Source organism: Wenjunlia vitaminophila DSM 41686 (genome assembly GCF_000380165.1).
Classification (GTDB): domain Bacteria; phylum Actinomycetota; class Actinomycetes; order Streptomycetales; family Streptomycetaceae; genus Wenjunlia; species Wenjunlia vitaminophila.
The window spans coordinates 38,510-55,617 of record NZ_KB904655.1 but is presented as its reverse complement, the minus strand read 5'-3'; the positions used below and the strand labels follow the sequence as shown (position 1 = coordinate 55,617).

General features: G+C 72.0%; 15 protein-coding genes. 7 read left to right on the top strand and 8 right to left on the bottom strand.

What is annotated here, in order from left to right:
* The first annotated feature begins 188 nt into the window (after positions 1–188).
* Positions 189–1,676, top strand: a complete 1,488-nt coding sequence (locus tag A3IG_RS0107385; protein WP_018382909.1) for a carboxyl transferase domain-containing protein — start codon at positions 189–191, stop codon at positions 1,674–1,676.
* Between the two features lie 19 nt (positions 1,677–1,695).
* Here the strand turns inward: A3IG_RS0107385 and A3IG_RS0107380 are convergent, their stop codons facing one another.
* Positions 1,696–2,751 carry a DUF5925 domain-containing protein gene (locus tag A3IG_RS0107380; protein ID WP_040911002.1) on the bottom strand — a complete coding sequence of 352 codons (1,056 nt, stop codon included), beginning with the start codon at positions 2,749–2,751 and terminating at the stop codon, positions 1,696–1,698.
* A 442-nt stretch (positions 2,752–3,193) separates the two neighbouring features.
* Here A3IG_RS0107380 and A3IG_RS0107375 point away from each other — a divergent pair, with 442 nt between their 5' ends.
* From A3IG_RS0107375 to A3IG_RS34760, 3 genes are all read left to right on the top strand, one after another.
* Positions 3,194–4,006, top strand: a complete 813-nt coding sequence (locus A3IG_RS0107375) for an SGNH/GDSL hydrolase family protein (protein ID WP_018382907.1) — start codon at positions 3,194–3,196, stop codon at positions 4,004–4,006.
* A gap of 226 nt (positions 4,007–4,232) precedes the next feature.
* On the top strand, positions 4,233–4,496 hold the full coding sequence (locus A3IG_RS0107370) for a hypothetical protein (protein WP_040910987.1): 264 nt from the start codon (positions 4,233–4,235) through the stop codon (positions 4,494–4,496).
* 186 nt (positions 4,497–4,682) lie between these two features.
* Positions 4,683–5,693 (top strand): hypothetical protein, encoded by a 1,011-nt coding sequence (locus A3IG_RS34760; protein WP_211219465.1) that lies wholly within the window; start codon positions 4,683–4,685, stop codon positions 5,691–5,693.
* Here A3IG_RS34760 and A3IG_RS0107360 read toward each other — a convergent pair.
* From A3IG_RS0107360 to hmgA, 4 genes are all read right to left on the bottom strand, one after another.
* Positions 5,647–6,810, bottom strand: coding sequence for a CaiB/BaiF CoA transferase family protein (locus A3IG_RS0107360; RefSeq protein ID WP_040911000.1), 1,164 nt, complete (start codon positions 6,808–6,810; stop codon positions 5,647–5,649). The two genes, A3IG_RS34760 and A3IG_RS0107360, sit on opposite strands and share 47 nt — an antisense overlap.
* The gene (locus tag A3IG_RS0107355) at positions 6,810–7,961 is read right to left on the bottom strand and encodes an acyl-CoA dehydrogenase family protein (RefSeq protein ID WP_018382903.1); all 1,152 of its coding nucleotides are present in this window, start codon (positions 7,959–7,961) and stop codon (positions 6,810–6,812) included. Before A3IG_RS0107355 ends, A3IG_RS0107360 begins: the two co-directional genes overlap by 1 nt.
* Before the next feature lie 92 nt (positions 7,962–8,053).
* Positions 8,054–8,806, bottom strand: a complete 753-nt coding sequence (locus A3IG_RS0107350) for a GntR family transcriptional regulator (RefSeq protein ID WP_018382902.1) — start codon at positions 8,804–8,806, stop codon at positions 8,054–8,056.
* Positions 8,803–10,185 (bottom strand): homogentisate 1,2-dioxygenase, encoded by a 1,383-nt coding sequence (gene hmgA / locus A3IG_RS0107345; protein ID WP_018382901.1) that lies wholly within the window; start codon positions 10,183–10,185, stop codon positions 8,803–8,805. Before hmgA ends, A3IG_RS0107350 begins: the two co-directional genes overlap by 4 nt.
* A 288-nt stretch (positions 10,186–10,473) precedes the next feature.
* Between hmgA and A3IG_RS0107340 the strand changes: the two genes are divergently transcribed.
* Together A3IG_RS0107340 and A3IG_RS0107335 are read left to right on the top strand one after the other, a co-directional pair.
* Positions 10,474–12,258, top strand: coding sequence for an acyl-CoA dehydrogenase family protein (locus tag A3IG_RS0107340; protein WP_018382900.1), 1,785 nt, complete (start codon positions 10,474–10,476; stop codon positions 12,256–12,258).
* Positions 12,259–12,463: 205 nt separating this feature from the next.
* Positions 12,464–13,357, top strand: coding sequence for a 4'-phosphopantetheinyl transferase superfamily protein (locus A3IG_RS0107335; RefSeq protein ID WP_018382899.1), 894 nt, complete (start codon positions 12,464–12,466; stop codon positions 13,355–13,357).
* Between the two features lie 273 nt (positions 13,358–13,630).
* Here the strand turns inward: A3IG_RS0107335 and A3IG_RS0107330 are convergent, their stop codons facing one another.
* Both A3IG_RS0107330 and A3IG_RS0107325 read right to left on the bottom strand, forming a co-directional pair.
* Positions 13,631–15,001 (bottom strand): NAD(P)/FAD-dependent oxidoreductase, encoded by a 1,371-nt coding sequence (locus A3IG_RS0107330; RefSeq protein ID WP_078500138.1) that lies wholly within the window; start codon positions 14,999–15,001, stop codon positions 13,631–13,633.
* Positions 15,002–15,037: 36 nt separating this feature from the next.
* A complete protein-coding gene (locus A3IG_RS0107325; protein WP_018382897.1) occupies positions 15,038–15,310 on the bottom strand; it encodes a phosphopantetheine-binding protein in 273 nt (90 codons plus the stop codon).
* A 288-nt stretch (positions 15,311–15,598) separates the two neighbouring features.
* Between A3IG_RS0107325 and A3IG_RS0107320 the strand changes: the two genes are divergently transcribed.
* On the top strand, positions 15,599–16,282 hold the full coding sequence (locus A3IG_RS0107320; RefSeq protein ID WP_157862267.1) for a TetR/AcrR family transcriptional regulator: 684 nt from the start codon (positions 15,599–15,601) through the stop codon (positions 16,280–16,282).
* Here the strand turns inward: A3IG_RS0107320 and A3IG_RS0107315 are convergent.
* Positions 16,248–17,045 carry a thioesterase II family protein gene (locus A3IG_RS0107315; RefSeq protein WP_018382895.1) on the bottom strand — a complete coding sequence of 266 codons (798 nt, stop codon included), beginning with the start codon at positions 17,043–17,045 and terminating at the stop codon, positions 16,248–16,250. The genes A3IG_RS0107320 and A3IG_RS0107315 overlap by 35 nt on opposite strands.
* Positions 17,046–17,108: the final 63 nt, after the last annotated feature.

Sequence of the window (17,108 nt, the reverse complement as noted above, 5' to 3'; positions counted from 1 at the left end):
GCGGTTGGTGCTGTGGCTCGTGGTCGCTCTCGCGGCGTCTGGCGTGTCCGCTGCCGCGGTACTCGTCAGTATCCGTCCGAGTCAACGTCGGCCCACCGGCGGGCGGCTCGAGTCGGGCTCGAGCCGGGGACCGGGGCGCCACCACCCGTGCGGCCAGGACGGCACCCCGCCGGGCTACCATCCGGAACGTGCCGCGATCACGGGAACTCATCGCCGCCACCCTGGACCCGGGCTCCTGGGTGAGCTGGGACGAGCCGGCGGGTGAGCTGCCGGACGATCCGGACTACCGGGACGAACTGCTGCGGGCCCGGGCCCGTACCGGTCTCGACGAGTCGGTGCTGTCCGGCGAGGGCACGGTGCGCGGACGCCGGGTCGCGGTCATCACCTGCGAGTTCGAGTTCCTCGCCGGCTCGATCGGGGTCACCGCCGGGGAGCGGCTGGTCAGCGCGGTGGAACGGGCGACCGCCCGGCGGCTCCCACTGCTGGCCGCGCCGGCGTCGGCGGGAACCAGGATGCAGGAGGGAACCGTCGCGTTCCTCCAGATGGTCAAGGTCGCCGCGGCCATCTCCGACCACAAGGCGGCCGGCCTGCCCTACCTGGTCTACCTGCGCCACCCCACCATGGGCGGGGTGTTGGCGTCGTGGGGCTCGCTCGGGCACCTGACCGCCGCCGAACCGGGGGCGCTGATCGGGTTCCTCGGGCCGCGGGTGCACCAGGCGCTGTACGGGGAGGCGTTCCCCGAGGGCGTCCAGGTGGCGGAGAACCTGCTGGCGCACGGCCTGGTGGACGCCGTGCTGCCGGTGGAGCGCCTGCACGACACGGTCGCGGACGCCCTGGACGTGCTCTGCGCCCCGGTCCCGCCGACGGGCCCCGGTCCGCGGCACCCCGGTGAGCCGGCGGAGCCGGGGACGCCTGCCGGGCCGGCGCCCCCGGCCGAGGAGTCCATCCGCCGTTCCCGCCGCGAGGACCGACCCCGGCTGCGTGCCCTGCTCAGGACCGCGGCCCGGGTGGTCCTCCCGCTCAGCGGGACCGGGGCCGGCGAACGCGACCCCGCCTTCCTGCTGGCGCTGGCCCGGTTCGGTGACGTGCGGTGCGTGGTGCTCGGGCACGACAAGGGCCGGCTCGGTCCCGCCGGGCTGCGCGAGGCGAGGCGCGGGATGCGCCTCGCCGCCGAGCTCGACCTGCCGCTGGTCTCGGTCATCGACACCGGTGGGGCCGCGCTGAGCCGGGAGTCGGAGGAGGGCGGGCTCGCCGGGGAGATCGCCCGCTGTCTCGCCGAGCTGGTCACCCTCCCGGCCCCCACGCTCTGCCTGCTCCTCGGCGAGGGCGCCGGCGGTGCGGCGCTGGCCCTGGCCCCGGCCGACCGGGTGGTGGCCGCCCGGCACGCCTGGCTGTCGCCGCTGCCGCCCGAGGGGGCGTCCGCGATCCTGTACCGGACCACCGACCGCGCGGCCGAGGTGGCCCGCCGTCAGGGCGTCCGCTCCGCCGACCTGCTGGCCCGCCGGATCGTGGACCGCGTGGTCGAGGAGCACCCGGACGCCGCTGACCAGCCCGACGCCTTCCTGGCCCGGCTCGGCGGGGTGCTCGAGGCCGAACTCGCCGCGCTGCGCCGGGCGGACCCCGCGGAGCGGATGGCCGCGCGCCGGGCCCGCTACCGGTCCCTGGGCCGGAGCTGACCCCGCCCGGGGACACCGGTCACAGGTACATGCCGTCCGAGGCGTTCGCCTGGACGGGCAGCAGCGGGGAGCCGCCGCGGCGCAGCGCGTACAGCTCCGCCAGGGTGCACCCGTCCTTGGCGATGCCCTGGTCGTGCCCGAGCCAGGCGACCGCCTCGGCCCGGGAGAGCCGTCCGACCTCGATCCGGGACAGGCAGCGCCCCGGTCGGACCACCGCCGGGTGCAGCCGTTCGAGGTCCTCGTTGGTGGTGATGCCCACCAGCACGTTCCGCCCCTGGCCGAGCAGTCCGTCGGTGAGGTTGAGCAGCCGGGACAGCGCCTGTCCCGTGGCGTGCTTGGCCTCACCCCTGATCAGCTCGTCGCAGTCCTCGAGCAGCAGCAGCCGCCAGCGGTGGTTGCCGTCCTCCTCGCCGATGGCGATGTCCATCAGGTAGCCCGGGTCGTTGAACAGCCGCTCCGGGTCGAGCACGCAGTCCACCTGGCACCAGTCGCGCCAGGAACGGGCCAGGGTGCGCAGCGCGGACGTCTTCCCGGTGCCCGGTGGGCCGTGCAGCAGCACCAGCCGCCCGGTGATGTCCTCCGGGGTGACCTTCATCAGTTGGTCCAGGCTGTCGGCGACACCCGCCGAGTAGTTGGTGCGGATCTCCGGCCAGGTCGCCGCACTGATGGTGCGGGTGGTGCGGTAGGGGCCGCGGCGGGCCACGGACAGGTACCAGAAACCCATGGTGACGCTCTCGGGTTCCGGGTCCGGCTCCTTGGCCGCCCCTTCCAGGGCCCGGGCCAGCACCTCTTTGGCCAGTTCGTCGGTGACCGCGGTGACCGTGACCTCGCCGCCCTCCCGCCACCGCGACGCCTCGACCGTCCAGCCGGGGCCCTGGGCGAGGACCGCTGACCGCTCCTTCTCCCGGGCCGAGCGCAGCACCTCGGCGCCGGGCGGTAGCAGGGTGGCCTCGGGCTTGACGTTGTCCAGGGAGGCCGAGTGCGCGAACGGTTGCGCGCCGGAGGCGAAGCGGCCGAGCAGCAGCGCGTCCACCACGTCGTAGGGGGAGTCCCCGTCGTCCAGGTACACCCGCATGGGCACGGAGTCCTCGGGGTTCCGCGGCGGGTCCTCCGGCGCCGTGCCGGTCGGCGCTTCGGGTACGGGCCCCAACGGCTCCTCCGGTTCCCCCTGGGACGGGTCCTTCGGCGCGGGGGCGGGCGCGGGGAGTCCCTGGGACTCTGACGGCACAGCAGACATGGTGTCCATGATCTGGCACCGGGGCCGCGGGCGCACTGCATTTGCCCGGAGCGTCCGGCTCCCGCCGGAGCGGGTCAACGCGTCACAGTCCGGCCTGACGCACCGTCCATGTTCCCTCGCGGCAGACATGACTCGCCAGTAACGACACTGACAGACCACTACAAAACTGACGTAATGATTTACGTTACGCGCGAAGAATTGGCATGGACACTTCCCTTTGTGTGGGGGGCGCTGCTACCACTGAGTGCGTGGCAGTACGTCACTCACCCGTGGAGGTCCCATGAGGCTGTCCCGCATCGTGTCCGCTCTCTCCGCCCTGGCCATGGGCGCAACCCTGTCCGTGGTCGGTGTCCAGTCAGCGCAAGCCAGCACAGCCACCACCACCGCCGCCACGAACTACGTCGCCCTCGGAGACTCGTACTCCTCCGGAGTGGGAGCCGGGAGCTACTACGGCGACAGCGGTGACTGCAAGCGCAGCCCCAACGCCTACCCGGTCAAGTGGGCCGCGGCCAAGGGCGCGTCGCTCTCGTTCACCGCCTGCTCCGGAGCCGTGACCGGAGACGTGCTCGCCAACCAGTTGGGCCCGCTCAACACCTCGACCAACCTGGTCAGCATCAGCATCGGCGGCAACGACATCGGGTTCGCCGACGTGATGACGACCTGCGTGCTCAACTCCGAGAGCACCTGCCTGTCCCGCATCAACGAGGCCCGCGCCGCCGCCACCAACGTGCTCCCCGGCAAGCTGGACCAGACCTACGCGACGATCAAGAACAGGGCTCCCTACGCCAAGGTCGTCGTCATGGGCTACCCGCGCCTGTACAAGCTCAACGGTGACTGCATCTTCGGGCTGACCGAGACCGAGCGCACCGCGCTCAACTCCGCCTCCGACTACCTCAACACGGTGATCAGCGGGCGTGCGTCCGCCGCCGGGTTCAGCTTCGGTGACGTGCGCGGGAACTTCACCGGGCACGAGATCTGCTCGGGCGACTCCTGGATCCACAGCGTGACCTGGCCGATCGGTGACTCGTACCACCCGACGGCGGCCGGGCAGGCCGGTGGCTACCTGCCGGTCTTCACCACGAAGGCGGGCTGACCCCCCTGTTCCCCGGGCATCCGGAAGGCGCCACGCCTTCCGGATGCCCTGTTTTTCACGGGAGTTCTTTGGGAGGATGACGCCGCCGTGCGCCGTCGCGTGCGGGGCTCGTTCGTCAACTGTCATGGTCCGATGGGGAATGCGAGGCGCGTGGCTGCACCGGAGCCTCCGGCAGTGGTTAGGCTTACCCTGCCCGCTTGGGCGCCTCGTACGGGTGGGGAGTTTGATGAAGCAGATAGAAACACGCACCAGGCCACGGATTCCGGCCGTGCACTGCGGCGGCAGCGTCTCCAGTGCGCGCCTGGATCGCCACCTGGCGGTGCTCGGTGGGCCCGCCCGGCCCGTGAGGGAGACCGAGGAGGCCGCCGGGCTGATGCTCGACCTGGCTGCCCACGGTCGGGACAGGACCACGCCCCGTCGTACCGCGGGCGTGTCCCTGTTCGCGCCGCTCCGGCGCCTCCGCAGGACGCTGTTGGGCGGTCACCGTTGACCTGATCCGCGTGTCGGGTGGGGGCGGACCCACGTCTCGCTGAACGCGCCTCACCGGCCCGTGCCGGAGCAGGAGCGGCGAGGAAGAGCCCGCCCCCCTCCACCCCTGTGCTGCCCCTCGCCGGAGTCTTCCCACCCGTCACCGGCTGTGGGTTCCGCTTGCCCGTGCACAGTGCCGGAGGGCGATGTGAACCGCACAGTTCCTCTTCTTCCGTTCCACGTGACCGAGTACTTCCCCGAGGTCGCCGACCTCGCGCGTCCCACGACGCTGCTGTACCCGCGTGCCGGTCGGCCCAGCGTGCACGCCAGCTCGATGGGCGGGCCGTTGCTGTGGCCCGCCGACGAGCCCTGGCCGCACTGCCGGGCCCCCGACCACTACCGGCCGCTGCGCCAGCCGGTGGAGACGGTGGGCCCGGAGGCGGTCGCCCTGGTACCGGTGCTCCAGCTCTACGCCCGTGAGGTCCCCGACCTGCTGGTGCCGACGGGTTCCGACCTGCTCCAGATGCTGTGGTGTCCGCTGATGCACCCGCCCAGCCACGCCCCGTCCCCCGTGCTGCGCTGGTGGCGCACCTCGGACATCGTGATGGGACCGCTGCTGACCCAGCCGCCCCCGCCCTGGGAGTACGACGAGCAGTGCGTGCCCCGGCCGTGTGTGGTCCACCCCACCCGGGCGACCGAGTACCCCGGCTGGGACCTGCCGGGGGAGCTCGGCCAGGTGGTCAGGCGGCACAGCGCGGAGATCGAGGAGACGCTCGGACTGTCCTACTGGGACGCGGCGGTGGCCACCCAGACCAAGGTGGGCGGCTACCCCGGGTGGACCCAGCCGCCCGACTGGCCGGTCTGCGGCTGCGGGCGGCGGATGGAGCACCTGTTGACCGTGCACAGCCGGGAGCCGGCGATGGGCGACCCCTGGCTGCCGGAGGAGGACCGGGTGGGCAGCGGCCCGATGTGGCGGCGCCCGGTGGCGCCGGACGTCGAACCGCGCATCGGGCCGGGGCTTTCGCTGGGGGACATGGGCGGGGTGTACGTCTTCGTGTGCACGGTCTGCCCCGGCTCCCCCTACGAGCACCGCTACGACTGCGCGCTGGAAGACCTCCAGCACGTCGCGGCACCTCCGGGCCGGCGGGCCGAGGACCGCCCCTTCGTCCCCGTCACCGGCCCGGCTCCGGGGTCAGGGCAGCGATCTCCGCACTGGTGAGCCCCGCTTCGGCCAGCACCTCCGCGGTGTGTTCGCCGGGTGTGGGCGCGGCCCTCGGCGCGTCGCTCGGCGTCCCCCCGAACCGCGGCGCGGGGCTGGGTTGGACGATCCCGGTGGGGCCGGCGAGGTAGGTGCCGCGCGCGAGGTTGTGCGGGTGCGCCGCGGCCTCGTTCAGGGACAGCACCGGGGTGACGCACGCCTGGGTGCCCTCGAACAGGGCGGCCCAGTTGTCGCGGGTGCGGCTGGTGAAGATCTGCTCCAGGCGCTGGTTCATCACCGGCCAGTTCTTCCGGTCGTCCGGGGTCGCGAAGTCCGGGTCGTCGGTGAGGCCGAGGACCCGCAGCAGGTCGGCGCGGAACTGCTCCTCGAGGCAGCCCACCGCCACGTGGCGCTGGTCACGGCACCGGTAGACCCGGTAGAAGGGGCCGCTGCCGTCGAGCAGGTTGACCCCGCGCTGGTCGGTCCACAGCCCGTTGGCGAGGAAGCCGTAGGTCATGGCGAGCAGCAGGGCGGTCCCGTCCACCATGGAGGCGTCCACCACCTGGCCCCGGCCGTCACGCTGGGCCCGGAGCAGGGCGCTGACCACGCCGAGGGCGAGCAGCATGCCTCCGCCGCCGAAGTCGGCGACCAGGTTCAACGGGGGAACGGGGTCACCGTCCGCGGGGCCGAAGGTGTGCAGCGCCCCCGAGAGCGCCAGGTAGTTGATGTCGTGACCGGGCGCCTGGGCGTGCGGGCCGTCCTGCCCCCAGCCGGTCATCCGGGCGTACACCAGGCGGGGGTTGGCCTGGCACAGCTCCTCCGGCCCGAGCCCGAGCCGCTCGGTCACCCCCGGCCGGAACCCCTCGATCAGCGCGTCGCAGCGCTCGGCGATGCTGCGGACCGCTCGTGCCGCGACGGGGTCCTTCAGGTCCAGGGCGACGGAACGGCGTCCCCGCAGCAGCACCGGCATGGCCAGCGCGCCGCGGTCCCCGGGGCGCTCCACCCTGATGACGTCGGCGCCCATGTCGGCGAGGACCATGCCGCAGAACGGTCCCGGGCCGATGCCGCCGAGTTCCAGCACCCGCACCCCGGCGAGCGGGCCCCCCCGGCCCGGGGCCCCTTCGGTGTCGGTGCCCATCACAGGCCCAGCGACTTGCCGACGATGGACTTCTGCACCTCGCTGGTCCCGCCGTACACCCGGTGCACCCGGGCGTCGGCGTACAGCCGGGCGATCGGGTACTCGAGCATGTAGCCGTACCCCCCGTGGAGCTGGAGGCACTTGTCGATCACGCGGCCCTCCATCTCGGTGCAGAACAGCTTGGCCTTGGCCACGTCCGCGTGGCTCAGCTCCCCGCGCTCGTGCTCCTCGATCGCCCGGTCCATCAGCACCTGACCGGCCTCCACCTCGGCGGCGCACTCGGCGAGCACGAACTTGGTGTTCTGGAACGAGGACAGCGGCTTGCCGAACACCTCGCGCTGGCGGACGTACTCCACGGTCATCTCCACCGCCGCCGCGGCGGCGGTCACCGCTCCGATGACGATGGCGAGTCGTTCCTGCACCAGGTTGTGGGAGAGGTAGCCGAACGCCTCGCCCTCCTCGCCCAGGAGGTTGGCCGCGGGCACCCGCACCTCGTCGAAGAACAGCTCCGCGGTGTCCTGGGTGCGCAAGCCGATCTTCTCCAGCTTCCGGCCGACGCTGAAACCCGGGGACGTGGCCTCCACCACCAGGATGCTCAGCCCGGCCCGACGGTCGCCGTCCTGCCGCGGGGCGGTGCGGCAGACCACCAGCACCAGGTCGGCGAGGGCCCCGCCGGTGATGAACGTCTTGGAGCCGTTGAGCACGTAGACGTCGCCGTCCCGGCGGGCGGTGGTGGTGATCCCGGCCAGGTCGGACCCGGTCCCCGGCTCCGTCATGGCGATCGCGGTCATCAGGTCGCCGCTGGCGAAGCCCGGCAGCCACCGCTGCTTCTGCTCGGGGGTGGCGTACTCCAACAGGTACGGCAGGACCAGGTCGGAGTGGACCCGGCTGGCGCCCAGGGTGACTCCGTGCCGGGCGGTCTCCTCGGAGAGCACGGCGCTGAACCTCAGCCCGCTGGCCCCGCCACCGCCGAACTCCTCGGGGACCGCGATGCCCAGGAGCCCCAGCGCGCCCATCCGTCGGTAGAACTCACGGGGAGGGTGGCCGAGCTGCTCCCACTGCGCGTACTGCGGGACGACCTCCTTGGTGAGGAACGCCCGGACGGTCTCCCGGAATGCCTCGTGGTCATCGTTGAACACGGTGCGGCGCACGGCGTCTCCTTCGCTGCTCTGCTCGGCTCGCCGCGAAGTTACCGGTGCGTCACTATGGCTGTACAGCCCGCCTCGGGCCGGTGCCGCCCGGGTCAGGACTCCGCCTCCAGGGTCACCGAGAACGAGAAGCGGTCTCCCCGGTAGTGGATGCGCGCCACGTCCACCACCTGGTTCTCGTGGTCGTAGGTCACCCCGGTGTAGTGCAGGATCGGGCTGAGCAGGGGCACCCCCAGCAGCTCGGCCGTCTCCGGGTCGGCGAGCCGGGCCTGCACGGTGTCGGTGATCCGGCTGATCCGCACCCCGAGCCGGTCCCGCAGCACCCTGGTCATCGGCCAGCGTTCCAGGTCCTCGGTGCGCACCCGCTCCCCGAGCTCGGGCAGCACGTGGTTCTCCGCCCAGCTCGACGGCTCCCCGCCGTGGCGGCGCAGCCGTCGGAACCACGCCGTCCCGGAGCCCGGCGGGAAGTGCTCGGCCAGGTCGGCGGGGGCCGCGGCGGTGCCCCGGCCCAGCACCGTCGCCTCCTCACTCGACTGCTGGGCCACGATGGCGTCCACGGAACCCAGCAGCCGTATCGGTGCCATGGGGCGGGCGGCGGGGTCGATGAAGGTGCCCCGCCGCCGGTGCCGGGTGATCAGGCCCTCCTCCTCCAACGGCTTCAACGCCTGGCGCACGGTGAGCACGCTGACGCCGTAGTGCCGGGCGAGGTCCTCCTCGGTCGGCAGCCGCAGCGGGCTGTCCGGGCCGCGGCCGAGGACGGAGGCCCGTAGGCTCTGCGAGACCTGGTACCACAGGGGCAACCTGCGGTTCAGGGTGATCGGGGCCGGCTGGTGGGTGCCGTCGGTCACCTGGTCCGCTCCGGCCCCGCCGACCGGACGGGCCCGTCGGCCGGCGCCGTCCCGGGGAAGCCCCGACCGATGTCCCGCCAGACGGCGTCGTAGTCCTGCTGCCGGTGGTCCGCCGCCATCGCCTGCGCGGTGACCACCACCGGCCAGCGGGTCTCGAACATGAAGGCCGTGCCCCCGTCCACCTTCTCCGGCAGCAGCTCGGCGCTGCTGGCCTTGGCGTAGGTGTCCCGGTCGGGCCCGTGCGCGCTCATCATGTTGTGCAGGCTGGCCCCGCCCGGCGCGAACCCGCTGGCCTTGGCGTCGTAGGCGCCGTCGATCAGACCCATGAACTCGCTCATCACGTTGCGGTGGAAGTACGCCGGCCGGAAGGTGTCCTCGCCGACCAGCCAACGGGGCGCGAAGACCACGAAGTCGGCGTTGGCCAGGCCGGGCGTGCTGGACGGCGAGGTCAGCACGGTGAAGATCGACGGGTCCGGGTGGTCGAAGCTGATCGAGCCGAGGACGTTGAACCTGGACAGGTCGTAGACGTAGGGGGCGTAGTTGCCGTGCCAGGCGACCACGTCGAGCGGTGAGTGGTCGTACTGGGCGGCCCAGAGGTTCCCACCGAACTTGTTCACCACCTCCACCGGCTCCTCGACGTCCTCGAAGGCCGCCACGGGCGCCAGGAAGTCCCGGGGGTTGGCCAGGCCGTTCGCACCGATCGGCCCCAGGTCGGGGAGCCGGAACGGCTGACCGTAGTTCTCACAGACGTAGCCCCGCGCCGCCCCGTCGAGCAGCTCCACCCGGAACCGCACCCCGCGGGGCACCAGTGCCACCTGCCCGGGCCGTGCCTCGAGCAGCCCCAGCTCGGTGCGCACCAGCAGCCCGCCCAGCTCCGGGACGATCAGCAGCTCCCCGTCGGAGTCCACGAACACCCGGTCCACCATGGAGCGGTTGGCGCGGTACAGGTGGATGCCGATGCCGCAGCGGCGCAGCACGTCGCCGTTGCCCCCGACGGTGTACAGCCCGGTGACGAAGTCGGTGTCCCGCTCGGGCAGCGGCAGCGGGTCCCAGCGCAGCCGGTTCGGGTCGGGCTCGCTGTCGGTGAACGGCGCGCTGAGCAGGGCACCGTTGTCGGTCCTGCGGAACCTCGGGTGCGCGGCGGAGGGGCGGATGCGGTACAGCCAGCTCCTGCGGTTGGCGTGCCGGGGCTCGGTGAAGGCCGTACCGCTCAACTGCTCGGCGTACAGGCCGAGCGGTGCGCGCTGCGGGGAGTTCCGCCCGACCGGCAACGCTCCCGGCACTGCCTCACTGACGTGCTCGTTCCCGAAGCCCGGCGAGTAGTCGAGGCCCGCGGCGGGCGTGCCGGCCTGCTCTGCTGCTGTGCTGGGGCTGCTCATGGGGTGCGCTCCTGTGCCGGACGAGGGGAAGGGGCTCGGTTGATTCCTATGCTCGACCATAGGATTCGGCGCCCGCCGCGTCAACGCGCCGGTGACCGGGGAGCGGCCCGGCGGCGCCCCGGGCGGTGGTGCCGTGCCGGTGGTGACCCGGGGTCGAAGCCCTGCCCCGCTCCGATGCGACTCCAGTCCCGTTCTAGAAGTCCTGCCGATCCTGGGGCGACACCGTGTCGGGTTCCGCTCACAACGTGCCATCGGTGCCCGGTTCCAGAAGGTGGTAAAGGGGGCACGATGACCGTGATCGGGACAGCGGCTGCCGGGGCGCTGAACGCTGCCGGAGCACCCTCCCGACGGGCCGCCGCCGGCGAGCGCGCCGCCGCCCTCGAGTCCTACCTCGGCGACCCCGCAGACTTCACCAACCCCCTGGGGCACGAGGCCCTGCTCGCCGCCGACGCCCGGGGCGAACTGTCCGGCGAGGGCGAGCGACTGCTCGGCCGCTTCCACCTCAACGCGGAGTTCGTCCCCCGTCGACTCGGCGGACGGTTCGACGGCCCCGAGGGCCTGGTGCGGGTGCTGCGCCCGGTGTTCCGCAGGGACGCCTCGCTGGCCATCGGCTACGGCCTCTCGTCCTTCCTCGCCGCGGTCACCTCCTGGCTCGAGGGCGCGCCCGAGCAGCAGCGGGCCACCGCGGACCTGCTGCTGCGCGGAGAGCGGATGGCCGTGGCCCACCCCGAACTGGCCCACGGCAACGACCTGGCCAGGGACGAGTTCCGCGCCACCGACACCGGCACCCGGCTGGTCCTCGACGGCACCAAGCGGGCCATCAACAACGTGGCGCGGGCGCGGGCCCTGACCGTCTACGCCAGGACCTCACCCGCCCCCGGCCGTCGCAGCCACTCGGTGCTGCTGCTGGACACCGAGGAGATCCCCGCGGCACGCCTGACCCACCTGCCCAGGCACCCCACCACCGGCGCCCGCGGTCTGTACTTCCACGGCATCAGCTTCAACGAGCTGCCGGTGGCCAGGTCCGCCCTGGTGGGCGAGGTCGGGCAGGGCATGGAACTGGCCCTGCGCTCCTTCCAGATCAGCCGCGGGGTGATGCCCTCCACGGCCATCGCCATGATCGACACCTGTCTGCGGACCGCCGTGCGGTGCGCCGACGAGCGGGGTCGCGCCTCCGGTTCCGGGATCGACATGCGCAACGCCCAGCAGGTGCTCGCCGCCGCCCTGGCCGACCTGCTGCTCTGCGACAGCCTGTGCCTGGCGGCCACCCGTGCGGTGAACCTGCTGCCGGAGCAGACCGGGGTGTACGCGGCCGCGGCGGAGTACCTGGTGCCCAAGGTCCTCGGCGAGACCGCCTACGACCTGTCGATCATCCTGGGCTCCTCGCTGTACGACCAGCGCGGTCCCTACGGCATCTTCGCCAAGCAGGTGCGTGACCTGCCGGTGGTCAGTCTGGGCCACGCCGGGTCCGCGGCCTGCCAGGCCACGATCATCCCGCAGTTGCCGCTCCTGGCTGACCGGGCGTGGTTCGACGCGGAACCCGCCCCCGCCGGGCTGTTCGACATCGGTGGGTCACTGCCCCAGCTCCACCTGGAGGCGCTGCGGCCGGCCGCGGGCGAGGACGCACTGGCGGCCTCGCTGGTGGCAACGGCCAGGGAACGTCCGGGCGCGAGCGCGGGGGGAGCCGCCGCGCACCGGCTCGCCGAGGGGTTCCTGCGCGAGCTGTGCTCGTTGCGTGCCCGGATCAGTAGGGCCGGTGCGGCGGACCGGACCCCCGTCGTGGTGGCCGAGATGTCCGCGTTGACCGACCGCTACACCCATGTCCTCGCCGCCGCGTCCTGTCTGGGGGTGTGGCGCCAGCAGCAACGCGCGAGTCCAGGCGGCTTCCTGGCCGAACCCGCCTGGGTGGTCACCGCCCTGGCCAGGATCGCCGGACGCCTCGGAGGCGTTCCGGGGCTCACCGACCACGCGGAGCTGGCCGCGCCCCACGAGGAGCGGTTGGCCACCGAGGTGGTCGCCCGGTACCGCGACCCGCGGGGCTACGACCTCTACGGGGCGGCGCTCGCCGGGTGAGGGCGACGGGCACCGGGGCGGGCCGGCACCGTGGGCGGGCCCGGCCGCGTGGCGGGCCACCGACGAGCGGTGGGCCCGGACGGAACCCGGCGCTCCCCGCGGGACCTGATGACACGGAGGACCACCGGCACGAGCACCACCGCGCGACGCACCACCGCGAGACACCGACGAGGCACCCAGGACGACGAACGACACAGGGGGTCACATGGCCAGCACGCGCGCCGTCATCCATCCGTTCGGCAACCCACCCGCCCAGCAACCGGCGGTGGCGGAGCCGGTGCGGGTGCGCGGGACCGCGGGGCCGTGGGACCGGGTCCGACACGACCTGGCCTCGCTGGGTTGGGCGGTGCTGCACGCGCGGATCGACGACTGGCTGCCGCACCCCGCGCACACGCCCTCCCTGAAGCGGCTGCTGGGCCGGGACTGGGAGCGCTACCTGCGGATGCGCAACCCCAGGGTCCGGGCCCGGTTCGCCGCCACCCGCTCCCTGCTCAAGCACGCCGCGGGCGTCGCCGTCCAGGCGCCCCCGCACACCGTGGAGCTGGCCTACACCGCGTTCGGCCGTCCCTATCTGCGCGGCCTCGACCAGGTGGACGTCAGCCTCAGCCACACCGGTGACTTCCTGCTGGTGGGGCTGACGACCCGGGGCCGCATCGGGGTGGACGCGGAGAAGATCGACCGCCCGCTGCTGCGCAACGGCACCGAGCGGCACATCTGCACCCCGTACGAGCTGGACATGCTGGAACGGGTCCCCGAGGCCCGGCGGAACCGCAGCGCGGTGCGGCTGTGGACGCTCAAGGAGGCGTACAGCAAGGCCATCGGGCAGGGTCTGCGGTTCCGTTTCTCCGAGTTCGGGTTCGGGGAGGACGGACAACCGGTGCGGGTGCAGCGTCCGGACGGCACCCCGGGCACCGGAAGCGAGTGGACGTTCGCCACGTTCACGCCCGACCAGCAGTACTGCGCCAGCGTGGCGGTCCACGACACGGGGTTCGGCGCCCCGGCTGACACCGCCGCGGCGACGATGCTGGACTCGGGCCTGGTGGACGCGGTCAACGAGTTGGTCGCCCGGGCCAGGAGCGAGCAGCGGGCCGCGGCCTGACCGTCCTGGCGCCCGCGGCAGCCGTGGTGGCTCTGGTGGCCGCCCGGCGGGCCGCGGGCAGCGTCCGCCTCGGTGCGGCGCCCCCCATTGTCCCGGCCACCCCCGACCGCCCCTGCCCCGACGCCCCCGGCCGTCTACCGTTGGAGGGGGCGCGCTCCGCGTCCCGTGCCGGGTCGTGAGACGCCGGAGCGGCGGTGGCGCGGACGTCGTTGTCCGCACCACCGCCGCTCACCCGGGCCGGTGCCGGCCCGGGTGCGCCCGTGGCGGCGTCCGTCAGAACTGGGGCTTCGCCGACGGGGCCTTGAGGCTGCCGAGGTACGGGTGCCACAGGTGGGTGGGGTCGTCCTCCACCGCCTTGACGATCTCCCGCATGGCGGCGAGGGCCTTGGGCTCCTCGTCGTCGTAGACGTCGCCCTGGAGCATCTTCAGCACGTCCAGGCGGTACCGGTCGTCCTGGACGAACGCGGTGAACAGGATGTTGAGCCGGTAGTAGATCTGGATGAACTCGTACCAGTTCGAGACGCCCTTGCGCAGCTTGCGCTCGTAGGTCCCGAAGCGCTCCTTCTTGAAGTCGCCCGCCTCGGCGGCGGCGATGATGTCCTTGCAGGCGAGGCGGGCGCTGTTGAGCGCCACGGACACACCGCTGGAGAAGATCGGGTCCACGAAGCGGGCCGCGTCGCCGATGAGGACGAAGTTGTCGCCCGCGATCTGCGACATGCCGTAGCTGTAGTCACCCTCGGTCTTGAAGGGCCGGACCTGGTCCGAGTTCTTCAGGGCGTCGAGCAGTTCGGGGCGGCTGGCGACGGTGTCCCAGAAGAACTTCTCCCGGTCCCCGGCGAACTCCTGGAACCGCTTCTTCTGGCTGACCACACCGATCGAGGTGATGGTGTCGGTGATGGGGATCTGCCACACCCAGGTGTCGGTGACCGGCAGGAAGTGGATGAAGATGTAGTCCGCCTGGTCCTTGTTGACCGCCAGGGCCTTGCGGTCGAAGTTGTCGAACCACGAGTGGACCGCGTACTGGTTGAAGATCGGGTCCGGGACCTTGAACTTGAGCTGGTTGCCGAGGCGGGTCTGCCGGCCGCTGGCGTCCACGACCATGCGGACCGGGATGTCGACCGACTTGCTGCCGATCTTGGCCTCGAGCACCGGCATCTCGCCGTCGAAGTCCACCTTGCCGATGCGGATGCCGTGGAACACCTTGGCCCCGAGGCTCTCCGCGTGCTGGAGGAGGATCTGGTCGAACTTGCCCCGGTCCACGTGGAAGGTGTAGTCGCGGTCCACACCGTCCTGGTCGCGCTCGTTGAACAGGATCTCAGCGGCGCGGAAGTCGTGGGTGAGTCCGCGGAAGCCGTTGTGGTCGATGTTCCGGTCTTCGGCCGAGGTCCAGGCGGCACCGAACTTCTTGGGGAAGTTCGCCGCCTCCACCTTGGGCATGGCGCCGGTCTCGATGAGGACGGGAGTGGTGGCGGGGACCAGGGATTCGCCCACATGCTCCCTGGGGAACGTTTCGGCTTCGAAGACTGCGACTTTCAGGCCAGCTTTGGCGAGATAGGAAGCAGCCGTTGAGCCGGCCGGGCCGCCGCCGATGATGCCAATGTCGAACTCTGCGTCCACGACGCTCTCCACTTCTGTTCGGGTCAGGTGTCTCGATGGCGACCTGGGCGTGGGCCCAACGGGTCACGCAGGCTGAAGAGACAGCTCGTAGACCATGTCGGTGATGGTGTCGAGGCTGTAGAAGTGCCGACCGGTGATGTGCGTCGGGGGAACGGTGACCCCGAGGTCGGTCCTGATGTACGTGAGCAGGATCGAGGTGTTCATGGAGTTCAGCACGCCCCACTCCAGCAGTGGGGTGTCCGGCTTCAGCTCCGAGATCTCGCTGTCGTCCAGGAACTGTTCCTGTATGTAGGCGCTGAGTTTCGTGTAGATCTCATCGCGGCTGATGGCCGTCATCGGGTCCTCCCCGGATGATCTCGATGCGTCAATCGACCGGGGGCAACCGTCAGCCCGGCCGTCTGCTTCGGCGATGCTGCGAGGGGCCGCTACAGACTGGCTAGGTTCCGACTCAGGCCGGTCAACGCACCGGCCAGTCGAGTCGAAGCCTATGAGGAATTCACTACCCTTAGAATTCCAGACGACCGGCTCAGGGTAACCGGGCTGGTCGGCGGTGTTTTAGGAACGCCAGCAGTAGGCTGGGCCATCTGGAATCGAAGGCATAACGCTGTGCAGGAGGTGGATGCCGTGACTGCTCCCGGTCGAGCGGACCCCGTGGGGTTGAGCGACGGTGCGGGGGAGGAGGAACTGACGCGCACCGCGCGGAAGCGGACCGGGCGTCGTCCGGGCAACACCGAGAGCAGGCAGCTCATCCTGGACGCGGCGCGCGCCAAGTTCGCCACCCATGGCTACGAGGGCGCCTCCATCCGGTCCATCGCCCAGGAGGCCGGGGTGGACACCGCCCTGATCCACCACTTCTTCACGTCCAAGGACGGCTTGTTCTCCGCCGCGGTGCACGACGCGGTCCACCCGGAGCAGCTCGTCGCCGCGGTGGTGGGGAAGCGGCGGGCGCTGCGCGGGCTCGGGGAACGGATGGTCCGGGCCATCGTCGGGCTCTGGGAGGGCGAGGTCAGCCGGAACCAGATGAGCAGCATCATGCGCTCGGCGGTGTCCCACGAGGTGGCAGCGCAACTGCTCCGCCGGTTCTTCACCGAGGAGGTCGCGCTGCCCGTCGCGCGGTCCACCGGCAAGTCCGACCCCGAGGTGCGCGCCGCGCTGGTCACCTCGCAGTTGGTCGGCCTGGCCATGACCCGGTACATCGTGCAGGTGCACCCGATCGACAAGCTGCCCGCCGACGAGCTGGTGGCGTGCATCGCGCCGACGATCCAGCGCTACCTCACCGGCGCGCTGCCGGTGTCGTTCCGCGGCTGAGCGGATCGTTCCCGGTGGCCCGTGGGGTCAGGCGGGCCAGCCGGGACAGCAGCAGGGAGTGGAACGCCGGTTCGTCGAGGAAGAAGTGACCGCCGGGAAGCAGGGCGAGCTCGAACTCCCCGGTGGTCTCCCGCTCCCAGGTCAACAGGCCCTCCGGGTCGGCGAGCACGTCCCGCCGGCCGCCGAAGGCCGTCACCGGCACGTCGAACGGCGGCCCCGGCGGGCGCGGATGGGTTTCGGCGAGCCGTAGGTCCACCCGCAGCACCGGCAGGTAGATCCGCAGCAGTTCCGGCTGCTCCAACAGGGCCTGCGGCATGCCGCCGAACCGGATGAGCGCCGCGACGAACGCCTCGTCGTCCAGGTTGTGGATCGGGCGGTGGGCCAGCGGCTGGGTCGGGCCGTTGCGCCCGGCGACCAGGAGGGCGGCGGGCGGAGTGCCGAGGCGGACCAGCCGGCGGGTCAACTCGAACGCGAGTACCGCGCCGAAACTGTGACCGAAGAGTGCGAACGGCGCTCCCCGGCGCGGCCCCACGGTGCGCAACAGGTCCGCCACGATGGGCTCCACCTGCTCGAGCAGCGGCTCGCGCAGCCGCGCGCCGTGGCCCGGGAGTTCCAGGGGTTCGACCCTGACACCGGCCGGCAGGAACCGGTTCCACCGCGTGTAGGGGATGGCGCTGCCGCCCGCGTGGGCCAGGCAGTACAGCGTGAGTGAGTTGGCGTCGTCCCTGGTCGCGCCGGGATCGGGGGAGACAGGTGTGGTCAACGGGCCCTCCGGGTCTGGTTCCTTGCCCCGCCTGGGGGCCTTCCCCACTGCCTCTAGTGCGGC

What these genes read in the sequence shown, in the direction of transcription:
- A3IG_RS0107360 (WP_040911000.1), bottom strand. Translation starts at nt 6,810, where the DNA reads ATGGGCACCGACACCGAAGGGGCCCCGGGCCGGGGGGGCCCGCTCGCC.
- hmgA (WP_018382901.1), bottom strand. Translation starts at nt 10,185, where the DNA reads ATGAGCAGCCCCAGCACAGCAGCAGAGCAGGCCGGCACGCCCGCCGCG.
- A3IG_RS0107375 (WP_018382907.1), top strand. Translation starts at nt 3,194, where the DNA reads ATGAGGCTGTCCCGCATCGTGTCCGCTCTCTCCGCCCTGGCCATGGGC.
- A3IG_RS0107370 (WP_040910987.1), top strand. Translation starts at nt 4,233, where the DNA reads ATGAAGCAGATAGAAACACGCACCAGGCCACGGATTCCGGCCGTGCAC.
- A3IG_RS0107380 (WP_040911002.1), bottom strand. Translation starts at nt 2,751, where the DNA reads ATGCGGGTGTACCTGGACGACGGGGACTCCCCCTACGACGTGGTGGAC.
- A3IG_RS0107325 (WP_018382897.1), bottom strand. Translation starts at nt 15,310, where the DNA reads ATGACGGCCATCAGCCGCGATGAGATCTACACGAAACTCAGCGCCTAC.
- A3IG_RS0107335 (WP_018382899.1), top strand. Translation starts at nt 12,464, where the DNA reads ATGGCCAGCACGCGCGCCGTCATCCATCCGTTCGGCAACCCACCCGCC.
- A3IG_RS0107340 (WP_018382900.1), top strand. Translation starts at nt 10,474, where the DNA reads ATGACCGTGATCGGGACAGCGGCTGCCGGGGCGCTGAACGCTGCCGGA.